This window comes from Microbacterium sp. FG3, from assembly GCF_057809335.1.
Map to the genome: position 1 here is coordinate 1 of NZ_JBMDJT010000054.1, position 15,856 is coordinate 15,856.

Genomic DNA, 15,856 nt, shown 5'->3' on the forward strand with positions numbered 1-15,856 from the left:
TGCTGTGGTCGCTTCATCTTCGTTCGCTTCGCTCACTTCGTTCAGCAACCGTGGGGTTGCACCGACCACCGGGGCCCGCGCATCTCGCGCGGCCGGGCGGGCCAGCAGCGCCTTCACTCGGGTGAGGGCCGACAGGCCGTTCTGCGAGGCGTGGAACGCCGTGCCGACGTCGCGCAGCGCCGCGTAGATCTCGGGCGCCAGGATGAGCGCGAGCAGCGCCGGCTCCAGCGGCACGGTGTCGTACAGCAGCCGCAGGCCGAGGAACACGGCCACGACCGCGACCGAGAGCGTCGCGATGAGCTCGAGGGCGAGCGCCGAGAGGAAGGCGGTGCGCAGCGTCGCGAGCGTGCGCTCGCGGTACTCGCGCTGGATCCGGTCGAGCGAGCGCGTCTGCTCCTGCACCCGGCCGAGCCCCACGAGCACGGGCAGCCCCCGCGCCAGCTCGGTGAGGTGATCGGCCAGCCGCGTGAGCGCGCCCGTGGCCTCGTCCGTGCGCTCCTGCGTGTGGCGGCCGATGAGGATCATGAACACCGGCACGAGCGGCACCGTGAGCACGACGATGAGCGCGCTCACCCCGTCGGCCCCGAGGATGCGCAGGCCCACGACGAGCGGGATCGCGACGGCCGCGATCATCGCCGGCAGGCTCTGCGTGTAGTAGTCGTCGAGGTCGTCCAGGCCCTCCGAGGCGAGCACGACGACGCCGCCCTGCTTCTCGGCGCCGCCGGCCGCATCGCCCGCCGCGATCCGCCGCCACAGGCGGGCGCGCAGGTCGCGCTTCACGGCGATCGCCACGCGCTGCGCCGCCACCTGCGTGGCCCAGCCGGCCAGCGCCCGCAGCAGGGCGCCCGAGGCGCCGAGGATCACGACGGCGCGCGCGTCGAGCTCGCCCGCCTGCACGCCCGCGACGCCGCGCGCCACCGCCTCGGCCACGAGCACGAGCCCGACCGCCTTCAGCGTCGCGAACACGCCCAGCCACAGCAGCCGCGCCGGCGGGACCGGGCCGAGATCGGGGCGTGGCGTCGGGCTCGGCGCCTCCGGTTTCGACTCGCTTCGCTCGCTCAACCCGTCTCCGCTTCGTTCGCGGCGCTCACTCCGATCGACGAGCGGGCTCGTGCGCCTTCTCGCGCAGGATCGCGGGGATGAAGTCGTGGGCGTCGGGGATCATGCCGGGGGAGAGGCGCTTGCGGAACACCCAGTACGACCATGCCTGGTATCCCAGCACGATCGGCAGCCCGATGGCGGCCACCACGGTCATCACCGAGAGCGTGTAGGTGCCGCTCGCGGCGCCCCACACCGTGAGGCCGAAGTCGGCGTCGAGCGTCGAGGGCAGCACGTAGGGGAACATGCCCGCGAAGATCGATCCGGCGCCGAAGAACACGAACCCGGAGTATCCGAGGAACGCGCGGCCCTCGTGGCGCCGGCGCGCGCTGCCCCAGCCGAAGGCCGCGGCCACGACGGCGAGCACCACGAGGGCCCACGACATCGGGTTGCCGCCGTGGGCGAACTGCACCCACAGCGCCCACGCGGCGGCGGGCGCGAGCAGCAGCGGCGCCCACGTGGCGCTGAAGCGCGCGGCGCGCTCGCGGATCGCGCCGTCGGTCTTGAGGGCCAGGAACGTCGAGCCGTGCACGAGCGCGAAGCCGACCACGCCCAGGCCGCCGAGGACGGCGGGCACCGTGAGCCACACGAACGGGTGCCCCACGCGGTCGCCGTTGTCGTCGATCGGCAGGCCGGTCGAGGTGATGGCCAGGGCCGCCCCGATGCAGAACGCGACGACGAGCGAGCCCCAGCCGAGCGCCCGCGTCCAGAACCGCCGCCAGCGCTCGGAATGCACCTTGCCGCGGTACTCGATCGACACGGCGCGCAGGATCAGCGCGAGCAGGGTGATCGTGAGCGGGATGTAGAGCGAGCTGAACAGCGAGGCGTACCAGAACGGGAACGCGGCGAAGATCGCGGCTCCCGCCGTGATGAGCCACACCTCGTTGCCGTCCCACACGGGTCCGATCGTGTTGAGCATCGTGCGCCGCTCGCGCTCGTCGCGCGTCGAGAACAGCAGGTGCATGCCCACGCCGAGGTCGAAGCCCTCGAGGAGCAGGAACCCGATCCAGAGCACGGCGATCGCGATGAACCAGACGACGGGAAGGGCGTCCATGATGTCTCTCTCCTTGCCAGCGGATCAGTAGGCGAACGCGAGCACGTCGTCTCGCCGGTCGGTGGGCGGCTCGTCGTCGTGGTCGTGGTGGTCGGCGTGGCCGAGCTCGGGCATGCCGGAGACCACCCCGCCGCGGATGTACTTGGCGAGCAGCCCGATCTCGACGAGCGCGAGCACGCCGTAGATCGTCGTGAGCGCGATGACCGAGAAGAGCATCTCGCCGGCCGTCACACCGGGGGAGACCGCCGCCGCCGTGAACATGAACACGCCGTCGATGCCCGACGGGTCGGGGTTCGGCGCCACGACGAACGGCTGGCGGCCGATCTCGGTGAAGACCCAGCCGGCGATGTTCGCCGCGAACGGCGCGACGATCCCGAGCAGCGCGAGCCGCATGATCCACTTCGAGGTCGGCACGGTGCCGCGGCGGGTGAGCCAGAGCGCCACCACGGCGGCGGCCGCGACGATGCCGCCGAGGCCGATCATGAGCCGGAAGCCCCAGTACGTCACCCACATCGGCGGCACGTACTGCACCTCCGAGCCTGCGCGGTCGCCGTACAGCTCGTCGTCGGGGATCGTCTCGCCGTACTGGTCGACGTACTGCGGCTCGAGGTCGTTGATCCCGGGCATCTGCGCGTCGAAGTCGCCGGCGCCGAGGAAGCCGAGCACACCGGGGATCTCGATGAGCGTGACGACGTCCTCGCAGTCGGTCGATCCCGGGTCGCCGATCGACAGCACGGAGAACGAGGAGCCGGTGTGGCAGGCGGCCTCGGCCGCGGCCATCTTCATCGGCTGCTGCTCGTACATGAGCTTGCCCTGGATGTCGCCCGTGATGACCGTGCCGCCGAAGCCGAGGATCGCCACGAGCGCGCCGATGCGCAGCGACCGCAGCCACACGCCGTGGTCCTTCTCGTCGCGGCCGGGGATGCCGGGGGCGGATCCGACGACGACCGCGCCGCGCTCGTCCACCGTGTCGATGCCGTCGTGGCGGCGGCGCCACAGGTGGTACCAGCTGATGCCGAGCAGGAACATGCCCGCCACGACGAGCGCGCCCGCGATCGTGTGCGAGAACGCGGCCAGCGCCGTGTTGTTGGTGAGCACGGCCCAGATGTCCGTCATGACGGGGCGCCCGTCGGCGCCGAGCTCGACGCCCACGGGGTGCTGCATCCACGAGTTCGCGACGATGATGAAGTACGCCGAGATCCACGATCCGATCACCGCGAACCACAGCGCCATGAGGTGCAGGCCCTTGCGCAGGCGGCCCCAGCCGAAGATCCAGACGCCGAGGAAGGTCGACTCGGCGAAGAACGCCAGCAGACCCTCGAGCGCGAGCGGGGCGCCGAAGACGTCGCCGACGAAGCGGGAGTACTCGCTCCAGGCCATGCCGAACTGGAACTCCTGGACGAGGCCGGTGGCCACGCCCACGATGAAGTTGATGAGGTAGAGCTTGCCCCAGAACTTCGTCATGCGCAGGTAGCGCTCGTCGCCCGTGCGCACCCATCGGGTCTGCAGGATGGCGACGGTCATGCCGAGGCCCAGTGTGAGCGGGACCATGAGGAAGTGATAGACGGTCGTGATGCCGAACTGCCAGCGCGCGATGTCGAGCGGATCCACCGCTGCCCCCTTCGTCAGGTGATGCGTCCCCTGGATTCTACATACTGTAGAAGTAGTTCGACACCACATAGAAGAAGCGATTTCGACCGGGTGTAGAACATCTTCGGCCGCGGGTAGAATAGGACCTCGTCTACGCGCAGGAAGGGGAGGCGATGGCGAATCTGGGTGACCTGGAGCGGGCCGTGATGGACGTCGTCTGGGACGCGGATCAGCCCCTCACCGCCTACGACGTCAAGGACGTGCTCGAGGCGCAGGGGAGGGACCTGGCGGCCACGACGCTGCTGACGGTGCTCTCGCGGCTCGACAAGAAGGGGTTCGTGACGAGCGACCGCTCGGCGCGCCCGCACCGCTACCGCGCGGTCGGCTCGCGCGAGGAGCACATGGCCGAGCTGATGCACGAGGTGCTCGGCGTGGCCGACGACCGCAGCGCGGTGCTCGCGCGCTTCGTCGGCGGCGTCTCCGAGGAGGACGCGGCCATCCTCCGCCGGCTGCTCGCGGGCTCTGTGTAGTTCACCACCGCAGCCGGGAACCGGGCCGGGCGCGGACGAATACGCTTGAGCGGTGAGCGTGACGGCGTGGGACCTGGCGGCGGCCGCCGCCTGCGCGCTCGTAGCCGTGCTGCTGGCGTGGCCCGTGCCGATCGCGCTCTCGCGGGCCGCCTGGCCGCCGCGCCGGCCCGTGCTCGCGCTGCTGCTGTGGCAGGGCATCGCCCTGGCCGGTGGCTTCACGATGATCGGCTCGCTGTGGCTGGTCGGCATCGCCCTCGTGCCCGCCCATCCCTGGCTCGCGGGCATCCCCGCGCTCGCGCTCGCCGCGTACCTGCTCGCGCACCTCGTCGCCTCCGTCGTGTCGTTCGAGCGGCAGCGCCGCCGCCACCTCGCGCTGCTCGAGCTGCTGAGCGTGCCCGATCCGGATCGCGCCCGCACGCGCGTGCTCGACGACGCCGCGCCCGTGGCGTACTGTCTGCCGCGCGGCGTCGGCTCGGTCACCGTGCTCTCGCGCGGGCTGCTCGACGACCTCGAGCCCGGAGAGCTCGCCGCCGTCATGGCGCACGAGCGCGCGCACGTGGAGCAGCGGCACGAGGTGCTGCAGGTGGCGTTCAAGGCGTGGCACCACGCGCTGCCGTGGTTCCCCATCGCGGCCCGCGCCGAGGCCGAGGTCGCCGCCCTCGTCGAGATGCTCGCCGACGACGTCGCCCGCCGCACGCAGCCGGCCGAGGTGCTCGCTCGGGCGATCCTCAAGGTGGCGGGCGCCGGATCGCTGGGCACGGATCGCTCCGAGCGCGCGTCGTCGCGCCGCGACCGCATGCACGACCGCTTCCGCCGCCTCGCCTCCTGATCCCGCGCCCGCGCGTCAGTCGCGGATGAGCCGGATCGTCGCGCGCTCGAGCGCGAGCTGGCGGGTGTCGGCGTCGGGATGCGACCGGCGCACGGCCCGCTCGATCGTGCGGCCCTCGTCGAACGCCGACACGACGCGCGGATCCACGTACGACGAGCGGGCGACCGTCGGGGTGTTGCCGAGGAAGGCCGCCACCTCGCGCATCGCGTCGGCGACCGCGCGCTTGCGGGCCGCGGCGGTCGCGCCCTCGTCGTGGCGCCCGGCGAGCTCGCTCGCCGCCAGCACGGTGGCGTGCCACGTGCGGAAGTCCTTCGCGGTGGCGTCGGCGCCGGTCGCGTCGCGCACGTACTCGTTCACGAGGGCTGGCGTCAGCCGCCGCCAGCCGCGCCCGTCGCGGAAGGCGAGCAGCGCCGTCGGCTCGCCGCGGCGCCGGCGCATGGCCTCGATCGCCCCGACGACGCGCGCGTCGTCGATCTCGATCCGATGCGCGATCCCCGACTTGCCCGTGAAGCGGAACACGAGCAGGTCGCCCGAGCGGCGCACGTGCGTGCGCTCGAGCGTCGTGAGCCCGTAGCTGCCGTAGCGGTCGCCGTACACGTCGTCGCCGATCCGGAAGCAGCCGAGGTCGAGCAGGCGCACCGCGGCCGCGCACGCGCGCTCGAGCGGCATGCCGTCGACCGCGAGATCGTCGAGCAGGCGCGGCCGGGAGCGCCCGAGCGCGGCCCCGAAGTCGAGCACCCGGTCGAACTTCGCCGCGTCGCGGCGCGTGCGCCACTGCGGGTGGTACAGGTACTGGCGCCGCCCGGCGTCGTCGGTGCCCACGGCCTGCAGGTGGCCGTTCTCTTGCGGCGTGATCCACACGTCGCGCCACGCGGGCGGGATCGCCAGCGAGCGGATGCGCTCCACGGCCTCGTCGGGCAGCCGGGCGCCCGACGCGTCGAGGTACTGGAAGCCCCGGCCGGCCCTCCGCCGCGTCCAGCCGGGCTGATCCGGGGACGTGCGGCGGAGGCGGACCATGCCGACAGTATCGGTCGGCACCGGGCCCGCTCGCGCGGGCTTGACACCGATCGCGCCGCGCGGGAGCGCGCGAGGCGTCAGAATGAGACGCACGACGGCCGCCGGCGCGTCGGGAACTCCCAGGCGCTCACCCGGCGCGCCGCCCTCGAGCAAGGACCACGATGTCGCAGGCCCTCCCGAAGCAGATCAGCCCCGCGCCCGCCGCGAGCCGGTGGGTGACCGTGCTGTGCTGGCTCACCGTGGTGTTCGAGGGGTACGACATCGTGGCGCTCGGCGCCGCCATGCCGACGCTCACCGGCCCGGTCGGGCTCGACACCGCGGCGATGAACGTCGTCGTCACGCTCTCGCTCGTCGGCGTGGGCCTCGGCGCGGCGACGATGGGGCCGATCTCCGATCGCTTCGGGCGGCGTGTGCCGCTCATCGCGGCGGTGCTGAGCTTCTCGGCGCTCACGCTGCTGCTGCCGCTCTTCCCCGATCCGCTCGCGATGGGGGTGCTGCGCCTGCTCGCCGGCATCGGCCTGGGCGGCTGCATGCCCGTGGCGCTCGCGATGATCCAGGAGGCGGCCCCTCCCGGCCGCCGCGCCCGCGCCAACGGCCTCGTCATGACCGGCTACCACGTGGGCGCGGTGGCGGCCTCGCTCGCCGCGCTCGCCGCCGGCCTGCACTGGGAGTGGCTCTTCGCGGCGGGCGGCGCGCTGGGCCTCGTGCTCGGCGTCGTCATGATCTTTGCGCTGCCCGAGACGGCCGCGCACGTCGCCGGACCGGCGGCCGACGCCGCCCCGCGGGCCCGCGCGCTCGACACCCTCAAGCCGCGCTACCTGCGCATCACCCTCGCGCTGTGGGCGGCGAACTTCATGGGCCTCGTGCTCGTCTACGGCATGAACTCGTGGCTGCCGAAGATCATGACCACGGCGGGCTACCCCGTGGCCGACTCGCTCGTGATGCTCTTCCTGCTCAACGCCGGGGCCCTCGCCGGCATCGTCATCTCGGCGCGCGCCGCCGATGCGCGGGGGATCAAGGGCGTCACGGCGCTGTGGTTCGCCGGCGCGGCGGTGTTCCTGGCCGTCATGTCGATCCGGATCGGCAGCGAGATCGCGCTGAACGCGGTCGTGTTCGTCACGGGCCTGTTCGTCTTCTCCACCTCGGCGCTGCTGTACGCCATGTGCGGCCACGTGTACGAGAAGCACCTCGTGGGCACGGGCCTCGGCCTGGTCTCGGGCGTCGGCCGCCTGGGCGCGATCGTCGGCCCCTACCTCACGGGCGTCATGATCGCGTCGGGCAACGGCTACCCGGGGGTCTTCTTCCTCTACGCCGGCGCCGCGGTGCTGGGCGCGGTCATCGTGCTGCAGCTGCCGCGGCCGAAGCGCGAGTAGCCGCCGGCCGTAGCTGCCCCTTGCGCCGCGGGCGCGGACCCGCGACCGCCCCGGTCCTGCACAACGAAGGAACACGGGTCCGCGGGCGAGCGCGGCCGCGGCGTGTCGCCCTGTCCGTCCCGCGGTTTTCCTTCGTTGTGCGGGACAGAGGCCGGCGGTTGTGCAGGAGGGGACGGGCGCCGCTCGGGCCGCGGCGCTCAGACCCGGGCGCCGGCGCGGCGCGCACCCTCGCCGAGGGACTCGAGCTTGGCCCACGCGATCTGCGGGTGCAGGCGGCCGCCCAGGCCGCAGTCGGTCGAGGCGATGACGCGATCCGGGCCCACGATCCGGGCGAAGCGCTCGATCCGCTGCGCCACGAGGTCGGGGTGCTCGACGAGGTTCGTGGAGTGGCCGATGACGCCCGGGACGAGCACGAGGTCGTCGGGGACGATGTCCTTGTTCTCCTCCCACACCGCCCACTCGTGCTCGTGGCGGGCGTTGGCGGCCTCGAACGAGATCTGCCCGACGTTGGCGCCCAGCACGGTCTTGAGGATGTGCTTCAGCTCGATGTCGGTCGTGTGCGGGCCGTGCCACGATCCCCAGCACAGGTGCAGGCGCACGAGCTCCTTGGGCAGGCCGCGGATCGCCTCGTTGATCGCGTCGATCCGGATCTGCGTGAAGGCGAGGTAGTCTTCCACGCTCGGCTCCGGGTTGATCTGGTCCCAGTTCTCGGCCAGCGAGGGATCGTCGAGCTGCACGATGAGGCCCGCGTCGGTGATCGCCTTGTACTCGTGGTGCAGCGCCGCGCCCCACGCGGCGATGTGCTCCTCGTCGGTGGCGTAGTACCGGTTGGCGATGCGCGCGGCCGACCCGGGCGCGAGCGAGGGGATGAAGCCCTGCTCGCCGGGCCGCAGCGCGGCCGTGAGGTTGCGCACGTCGCTCGCGACGGCGTCGTGGCCGGCGTACGCGATGGGGCCGGTCGTGGCGGGGAACGCGGTGGCGTTGCTGCCGACGCTGATGAAGCTGTTCGGGTCGCTGTAGGCCTCGCGGAAGATCGTCCAGTCCCGGCGGTCGGGGAACGACGTCAGCCGGATGTTGCCGGGCTCGGAGCGCACGGGCTGCTGCGAGAAGATGTCCTCGTCGGTGAGGGTGAGGCCCGTCGCGCGCTGGAACGAGTAGACCCACCACGCGCCGTAGTCGGTCGGCGCCGACATGGCGTGCCCGTACTCGCCGTCGCCCGGCTGCGTGATGCCGGCCCGGCGCTGGCGCTCGACGACGTCGGCCACCGCATCGGCCAGCAGCCCCTCGAACTCCGGCGACGACTTCAGCGTGAAGCCGTCGTCCTCGAACTCGCGCGCCGCGTTGGCGTCGATGAGCGCCTGCGTGCGGGGCAGGCTGCCGGCGGTGGTGGTCTGGATGGTGCTCATGGGGCTCCTTGTCGAGGCGGACGGCCGAACGGGCGGACGATCGTGAGCGTACGCGGATCGCGGCCCGCGTGTCGCGTTCCATGACGCCGCATGACGCGTTCCGTGGCGCCGCGCGACGCGGGACGTGGCGTGGTCACGGGCGCTCCCGCGACCCGGAGCGGATAGGGTGGCGCGTGAGATGAGGGTCACGCGACGCACGCTCCTGCTCGGCGCCGGCACCGGCGCCGTGACGCTGCTGCTCGCGTCGTGCACCCCCGATCCGCCCGCCCCCCGCCCCTCGCCGTCGAGCCCCTCGCCGACCCTCACGCCCGAGGGCGGCGTGCCCGCCCCCGCCGACTTCGCGCGCAGCGCGTGGACGACCGATCCGTTCGCCCGCGGCGCCCGCGCCTATGTGCCGCCGGGGTCGTCCGAGGCCGACAGGGCGCAGCTGGCCCGGCCCCTCGCCCAGCGGGTCTTCTTCGCGGGCGACGCCCTGGGCGACCCCGTCGGATCGCTCACCGCGGCCGCGCAGGACGGCGTGCGCGCGGCGGTCGCGGTCACCGAGGTCGCCGGCGACGGCGAGCGGGTGTTCGTCGTGGGCGCGGGCGTCGCCGGGGCCCGGGCCGCCCGGTTCCTCGCCGACGCCGGGTACGAGGTCACGGTGGTGGAGGCGCGCGACCGCGTCGGCGGCCGGCTGCACACGCTCGACGACAAGGACTGGCCGGTCGTGCCCCAGCTGGGCGCCTGGCTCGTCGACGCCGACGACGACTCGCTGCGCGCGCGCCTCGAGGAGCTCGACGCCGACGTGCGCGACCTGGAGGGCGAGGCCGCCCGCTCGGCCGAGGGCGAGGGCGACGTGCCCTCCCTCGATCCGATCCGGAGCGCCGCGGCGTGGGCGCAGGATCAGCCGGCGGACGTGCCGCTGTCGGAGGCGCTCGCGCAGTCGGGCGCCGATCCCGAGGACCCGGCCGTGGCCGCCGCGCTCGCCGTGCTGGCCGGGCACGCGGGGGCGGATGCCGACGAGCTGTCGGCGTGGTACCCGCCGGCGCTTCCCGGCCCCCGCGCCGCCGCGCTCGGCGACATGGCGCGCCTGGCCGCCGACGCCGTCGACGGGCTGTCGGTCTCGCTGTCGACCTCGGTGCTGGGCGTCTCCTACGACGAGACGGGCGTGAGCCTGCGGCTGGGCACGGGCGAGGCGGTGTCGGCCGACCGCGCGATCCTCACCGTGCCGATCGGCGTGCTGCAGCGCGGATCGATCGAGTTCGATCCGCCGCTGCCCCTCGGCCACCGCAGCGCGATCGCCGCGCTGGGCAGCGGCGCCGTGGAGCAGCTCTGGCTGCGCTTCGAGGAGCCGTTCTGGGCGACCGACGCCGCCGTCTGGCACCTGCTCGACGGCGAGGCGACCCTGCGGACGTGGGTGAACCTCGCCGCCGTCACGGGCGATCCGATCCTCGTGGGCCTCATCGGCGGCGAGGCGGCACGCGCGTTCGCGGAACTCGACGAGGCCGACGCCGTGCAGGCCGCGCTCGACGCGCTCGCGCCGTTCGTCGACGCCTGACCCCGCTCGGTGACCTCAGGCGGTCTCGCGGCGGCTGAGCAGGATGAGCCCGCTCGCCACGCCCGCGAACACCGCGAGGGCGAAGCCGCACGTGCCGGCGAACTCGGCGAAGCCGCTCACCTGGCGCAGGTCGAGGAAGTAGTACGGGTACCAGCCGATGCGCGATCCGCGCCACATCGTGACGAGCCCCCACACGACGGGGAAGGCGAGCACCCACGGCACCACGCGCCAGCGGGCGCGCTGCCGCCCCGGCCCGACGATCCACCCCAGCACCGTCAGCGCCGGCAGGGCGAAGTGCAGCACGTAGTCGGACCACGGCACCCACATGGGGATGCCGCGAAGGTTCGACTGCCACATCAGCACGGCGAACACGAGGCCGGCGGTGATCGTCCAGCTCAGCACGACCGTGCGCACGTCGGTGAGCCAGCGCGGGTCCTCCCGACGCCGCAGCGCCACGACGCCGCCCACGGCCGCGACGATCGTGAAGGCGATGTTCGACTGGATCGTGAGGTAGGCGAAGAAGTTCTGCCCGGCGATCGTCTGCGATCCGAGGCCCCACAGCAGGCGGTGCAGCAGCGCGACGGCACACACGGCGGCGGTCGCGAGGCGCGACACCCCGAACCATGCTCGTGTCGTCACAGGCCCTCCCGCGGCGATCGGGTCGGTCGGGCCCGAGTCTACGGGGCGGCCCCTCGGGGCCCCCGGGCGCGCGGTCGTCCGGCCGGCGCCCGGGACCGTCTCAGGCGCGGGCGATGCCGGCCGGGACCTCGTACCGGCGCGGGTTGCCGAACCGGTGCGCCGTGATCGAGACGGCCTGCTCGCGCAGGAACGGCAGCAGCTCCACGCGGCCGGCCGAGACGACGGGGCCGTCGTAGACCGCGACGTTCGGCGCGCCGCCCGTGGCCTCGCACACCGCCGCCGCCGATCCGCCGATGAGGCGGATGCGGCCGCCCGTCGACGCGAGCGCGGCGGCGCGCGCCGCCCACCCCTCGCCCGACTCGACCGCGAGCTCCACGCCGGAGGTCGCGAGGTAGGCGCGCACGCCCGCCGGGGGCTCCGCGGCCGCGCTCACCGCCACGGGCGATCCGGCGCGCAGGCCGGCCGCGACCACGCGCACGAGCTCGGCGGCGCGGCCGCCCTCGGCGCGCACCGTGACCGGCACCGGCAGGTAGCGCAGCACGTTCTGCTCGAGCTGCAGCCCCTGCACGTCGCGCGCCAGACCGAACTCGTCGGCCACGGCCGCGATGTCGGTGCGCAGCGCGGCGGTGAGCCAGGCGGCGTCCTGCGCCGAGTCCGCGCCCGCCTCGGCCACCGCGGCGACGGCGCGCCGCGCGGCCGGGTCGAGATCGGCCCCGCCCGCGCGCACGGGCGCGTCGCGCCACGTGCCGAGCCCGAACAGGTAGCTCGGGCCGCCGGCCTTCGTGCCCGCGCCGATGGCCGACTTCTTCCAGCCGCCGAACGGCTGGCGCTGCACGATCGCGCCGGTCGTGGCGCGGTTGACGTACGCGTTGCCCGCCTCCACGCGATCCAGCCACGTGGCGATCTCGTCGGGGTCGAGCGCGTGCAGGCCCGACGTGAGGCCGTACTCGACGGCGTTCACGATCTCGATCGCCTCGTCGAGCGTCTCGGCCGTCATGATCCCGAGCACCGGGCCGAAGTACTCCGTGCGGTGGAACTCGCTGCCCGGTCGCACGCCGTCGCGGATGCCGGGCCGCCACAGCGCGCCGGCCTCGTCGAGCCGCTCCGGCTCGCGCAGCCACGACTGGCCGGGCTCGAGCTGCGTCAGGGCGCGCAGCAGCTTGCCCGAGGCCGGCTCGATGAGGGGGCCCACGCGCGATTCGGCCTGCCACGGCATGCCGACCGTGTAGCCGTCGACGGCGTCGAGCAGCTGGCGCCGGAACCGCTCGCTCTTCGCGACGGATCCGACGAGCACGACGAGCGACGCGGCCGAGCACTTCTGGCCCGCGTGCCCGAAGGCCGAGTAGGCCACGTCCTTGGCCGCGAGGTCGAGGTCGGCGCTCGGCGTGACGATGACCGCGTTCTTGCCGCTCGTCTCGGCCAGCAGCGGCAGATCGCGCCGCAGCGAGCGGAACAGCTCGGCCGTCTCGTACGCGCCGGTGAGGATGACGCGCTCGACCCGCTCGTGTGCGATGAGGCGCGAGCCCAGCTCGCTCTCGTCCACGTGCACGAGCCGCAGCACGTCGCGCGGCACGCCGGCCTCCCACAGCGCCTCGGCCAGCACGGCGCCGCAGCGGGCGGCGTTCGGCGCCGGTTTGAGGATCACGGGCGAGCCGGCGGCGAGGGCGGCGAGGGTGGATCCGGCGGGGATCGCGACGGGGAAGTTCCACGGCGGGGTCACGACCGTGAGGCCGACGGGCTCGAACGCGGCGCCGTCGACGTCGGCGAGCCGCTCGGCGCTCTCGGCGTAGTAGTGCGCGAAGTCGATCGCCTCCGAGACCTCGGGGTCGCCCTGCTCGATGACCTTCCCGGTCTCCGATCCCATGACCTCCAGCAGCTCGGCGCGGTGGGCCTCGAGCACGTCGCCGGCGCGGTGCAGGATCGCGGCGCGGGCCTGTGCCCCGAGCTCGCGCCACGCGGCGCCCGCCCCCGCGGCGCCCTCGACGATGCCGTCGAGCGCGGCGGCGTCGGTCACGGTGTGCGCCGCGAGCGTGTCGGCGCCGAGGGTCGATCCCTCCATCCGGGAGCGGATGCCGGCCGCCCACTCGCGGTTGGCGGCGAGGCTCGGGTCGGTGTCGGGCGTGTTCGCGAAGCCGTCGCGCGGTCCGGCCGGCTGCGGCTCGCGGCGATCCTGCACGCGGTTGGGGGCGGGCACCTCGCGCGGCATGAGCTCGATCGAGGCGAGGAAGCGCTGCTTCTCGCGCTCGAACAGCGCCGGGTCGGTGTCGAGGTCGAACACGGCCGACATGAAGTTCTCGGGGCTCGCGCCCTCCTCGAGCCGGCGGATCAGGTACGCGATCGCCACGTCGAACTCGTCGGGGTGCACGACGGGCGTGTACAGCAGCAGCGAGCCCACCTCGCGGCGCACGACGGCCGCCTGCGCGGTGGCCATGCCCAGCAGCATCTCGAACTCCACGCCCGCCTCGGCGCCGCGGCGGCGGGCCAGCAGCCACGCGAGCGCGATGTCGAAGAGGTTGTGGCCCGCCACGCCGATGCGCACGCTGCGCACGCGCTCGGCGGTGAGCGCGTAGTCCAGCACCGCCTTGTACGACGCGTCGCTGTGCTGCTTGCTCTGCCAGGTGGCCAGCGGCCAGCCGTGCGTCTCGGCGTCGACCTGCTCCATCGGCAGGTTCGCGCCCTTCACGACGCGCACCTTGATGGGCGCGCCGCCGCGCGAGACGCGCTCGGCGGCCCACTCCTGCAGGCGGATCATCGCCCCGAGCGCGTCGGGCAGGTACGCCTGCAGCACGACGCCGGCCTCCTGCTCGAGGAACTCGGGCCGCGACAGGATCGAGGTGAAGACCGCGAGCGTGAGGTCGAGGTCCTTGTACTCCTCCATGTCGAGGTTGATGAAGGTGCCGCGCTCGCGCGCGCCCTCGTACAGCGGCAGCAGGGCATCGACCGCGTCGCGCACCGCCTCGTCGAAGGCCCACGGGCTGTGCGGCGCGACGGTCGACGAGACCTTGATCGACACGTAGTCGACGTCGTCGCGCTCGAGCAGCCGGCGCGTGCCGGCCAGGCGCCGCTCGGCCTCGCGGCGGCCCAGGATCGCCTCGCCCAGCAGGTTCACGTTCAGGCGCGTGCCCTCGCCGCGGATGCGCGCGAGGGCGGCGCCCAGCTTCTCGTCGCGGGCGTCGACGATGAGGTGGCGCACCATGCGCCGCAGCACGGCGCGGCTGGCCGGCACGACGACGCCCGGCAGGATCGGCGCGAACGCCGCGCCCAGGCGGATGAGGCCGCGCAGCGGGGCGGGCAGGAACGACGGGATGAGGGGGACGAGCTGGGTGAGGTTGCGCGCCGCCACGCGCGTGTCCTCGGGGCGCACGACGCCGTCGACGAAGCCGACCGTGAACGCCAGGCCGTTCGGATCGCGCAGCACGCCGGCCAGGTTGCGGGCGGCGGCGTCGACGCGCTCGCCGCGGGCCGCCTCGAGCCAGGTGCGCACGAGCGCGATGGCCTCGTCCGCCAGCGCGGGATCGATGCCGGACGGATCGGGGGCGGCGGGCTGCGGGGCGGCGGGCGAGTCGATGGTCATGCGGGGCCTTTCTCGGGTGGGGCGCGTACCAGTGTGCGGCCCGAGACAGTTCGACAAAAGCGACCCGTTTCGAAGGAAACCGTTCGATACCATCGAATGGTGACGGAGGCCTGGAGCACGCGGCGCCTGCAGCTGCTGCGCGAGCTGCAGCAGCGCGGCACGATCGCCGCCGTCGCGGCCGCCCTGAGCTACAGCCCGTCGACCGTGTCGCAGCAGCTCGCGCAGCTGGAGCGCGAGGTGGGCGTGCCGCTGCTGCAGCCCGACGGGCGGCGGGTGCGGCTCACGCCCCATGGCGAGGCGGTGGCCGCCCACGCGGCCCGCGTGCTCGCCCTCGAGGAGGAAGTGCGCGCCGATCTCGACGCCCTCGCGCCCAGCGTCGGGACGGTCCGGATCGCCGCGCTGCAGACTGCGGCGCGCGCCCTCGTGCCGCGCGCGCTCGAGATCCTCGCCGCCGAGCGACCCGGCCTGCGCGTCGAGGTCGCCGTCGTGCCGCCCGAGGCCGGGCTGTTCGAGGTCGAGGCGCGCGGCTACGACCTGGCGATCGCCGAGCAGTACCCGGGACACACCCGCCCGCACCGCGAGGGGCTCGATCGCGAACTCCTCGGCGCCGATCCGATCCGCCTCGCCGCGGCGCCGGGCAGCCACCTCGCCTCGCTCGCGGAGGCGCGCGACGCGGCGTGGGTGATGGAGCCGGAGGGCACCGCCGCCCGCGCGTGGGCCGTGCAGCAGTGCCGGGCCGCCGGCTTCGAGCCCGACGTGCGCTACGCCGCCGCCGACCTGCTCGCGCACATCCGGCTCATCCAGGCCGGGCACGCCGTCGGCCTGATCCCCGACCTCGCGATCGCCGAGGACGACGCCCGCGTGCGCCTCGTGGACCTGCCCGCGTCGCCGCACCGCGAGATCTACACCTCGGCGCGCACCTCGGCCCACGCCTCGCCCGCCGTGCAGGCGGCGCGCGGCGCGCTGCGGACCGCGTTCGCCGAGCTGCGCCACGACCACGCCCCCGCGCTCTCGCGCGCCCTCGTCGACGGGCACGCCGAGGGCTCTTCAGCGACGTCATAGCGACGCTTGCTGTGCTGTTCGCATGCGCAGTACCACGCCGATTCCGGAGTCCTCCTCCCGCACCGACGTCCCGCCGCGCGAAGACCGAGCGGCGCGTCCCGACGCCCGCGCCGAGCGCGCCGCGCGCCGCGCCCGGCGCCGCGACGA

12 protein-coding genes are annotated in these 15,856 nt (G+C 74.0%); 5 read left to right on the forward strand and 7 right to left on the reverse strand.

Features of this window, described 5'->3' with window-relative positions; all coding sequences use genetic code 11:
• From ACODR5_RS12970 to ACODR5_RS12980, 3 genes are all read right to left on the reverse strand, one after another.
• The coding region (locus tag ACODR5_RS12970) for an ABC transporter transmembrane domain-containing protein (RefSeq protein WP_488983868.1) at window positions 1-1,062 on the reverse strand (1,062 nt) is incomplete at its 3' end.
• 25 nt (window positions 1,063-1,087) lie between these two features.
• Window positions 1,088-2,152: a cytochrome d ubiquinol oxidase subunit II gene (gene cydB / locus ACODR5_RS12975; RefSeq protein ID WP_488983869.1), complete on the reverse strand. Its 1,065-nt coding sequence runs from the start codon at window positions 2,150-2,152 to the stop codon at window positions 1,088-1,090.
• 24 nt (window positions 2,153-2,176) lie between these two features.
• Entirely contained in the window at window positions 2,177-3,763 is a 1,587-nt protein-coding gene (locus ACODR5_RS12980; protein WP_488983870.1) for a cytochrome ubiquinol oxidase subunit I, read from the reverse strand.
• A gap of 152 nt (window positions 3,764-3,915) precedes the next feature.
• Between ACODR5_RS12980 and ACODR5_RS12985 the strand changes: the two genes are divergently transcribed.
• Window positions 3,916-4,272: a BlaI/MecI/CopY family transcriptional regulator gene (locus ACODR5_RS12985; protein WP_449852917.1), complete on the forward strand. Its 357-nt coding sequence runs from the start codon at window positions 3,916-3,918 to the stop codon at window positions 4,270-4,272.
• Between the two features lie 52 nt (window positions 4,273-4,324).
• On the forward strand, window positions 4,325-5,101 hold the full coding sequence (locus ACODR5_RS12990) for a M56 family metallopeptidase (protein WP_449852916.1): 777 nt from the start codon (window positions 4,325-4,327) through the stop codon (window positions 5,099-5,101).
• A gap of 15 nt (window positions 5,102-5,116) precedes the next feature.
• Here the strand turns inward: ACODR5_RS12990 and ACODR5_RS12995 are convergent, their stop codons facing one another.
• Window positions 5,117-6,118, reverse strand: coding sequence for a DNA topoisomerase IB (locus ACODR5_RS12995; RefSeq protein WP_488983871.1), 1,002 nt, complete (start codon window positions 6,116-6,118; stop codon window positions 5,117-5,119).
• Between the two features lie 161 nt (window positions 6,119-6,279).
• Between ACODR5_RS12995 and ACODR5_RS13000 the strand changes: the two genes are divergently transcribed.
• A complete protein-coding gene (locus ACODR5_RS13000; protein ID WP_488983872.1) occupies window positions 6,280-7,491 on the forward strand; it encodes an MFS transporter in 1,212 nt (403 codons plus the stop codon).
• Between the two features lie 197 nt (window positions 7,492-7,688).
• On the opposite strand, the gene ACODR5_RS13005 is transcribed toward ACODR5_RS13000, so the two are convergent.
• Window positions 7,689-8,897 (reverse strand): cobalamin-independent methionine synthase II family protein, encoded by a 1,209-nt coding sequence (locus ACODR5_RS13005; protein WP_488983873.1) that lies wholly within the window; start codon window positions 8,895-8,897, stop codon window positions 7,689-7,691.
• A 178-nt stretch (window positions 8,898-9,075) separates the two neighbouring features.
• Between ACODR5_RS13005 and ACODR5_RS13010 the strand changes: the two genes are divergently transcribed.
• The gene (locus ACODR5_RS13010; RefSeq protein WP_488983874.1) at window positions 9,076-10,434 is read left to right on the forward strand and encodes a flavin monoamine oxidase family protein; all 1,359 of its coding nucleotides are present in this window, start codon (window positions 9,076-9,078) and stop codon (window positions 10,432-10,434) included.
• A 15-nt stretch (window positions 10,435-10,449) separates the two neighbouring features.
• Here ACODR5_RS13010 and ACODR5_RS13015 read toward each other — a convergent pair whose 3' ends face one another.
• Together ACODR5_RS13015 and ACODR5_RS13020 are read right to left on the reverse strand one after the other, a co-directional pair.
• Complete coding sequence (locus ACODR5_RS13015; protein WP_488983875.1) at window positions 10,450-11,073, reverse strand: Pr6Pr family membrane protein; 624 nt, start codon at window positions 11,071-11,073, stop codon at window positions 10,450-10,452.
• A 100-nt stretch (window positions 11,074-11,173) separates the two neighbouring features.
• A complete protein-coding gene (locus tag ACODR5_RS13020) occupies window positions 11,174-14,647 on the reverse strand; it encodes a bifunctional proline dehydrogenase/L-glutamate gamma-semialdehyde dehydrogenase (RefSeq protein WP_488983876.1) in 3,474 nt (1,157 codons plus the stop codon).
• A 99-nt stretch (window positions 14,648-14,746) separates the two neighbouring features.
• Here ACODR5_RS13020 and ACODR5_RS13025 point away from each other — a divergent pair, with 99 nt between their 5' ends.
• Window positions 14,747-15,709, forward strand: a complete 963-nt coding sequence (locus ACODR5_RS13025; protein ID WP_488983877.1) for a LysR family transcriptional regulator — start codon at window positions 14,747-14,749, stop codon at window positions 15,707-15,709.
• The last annotated feature ends 147 nt before the right edge of the window (window positions 15,710-15,856 follow it).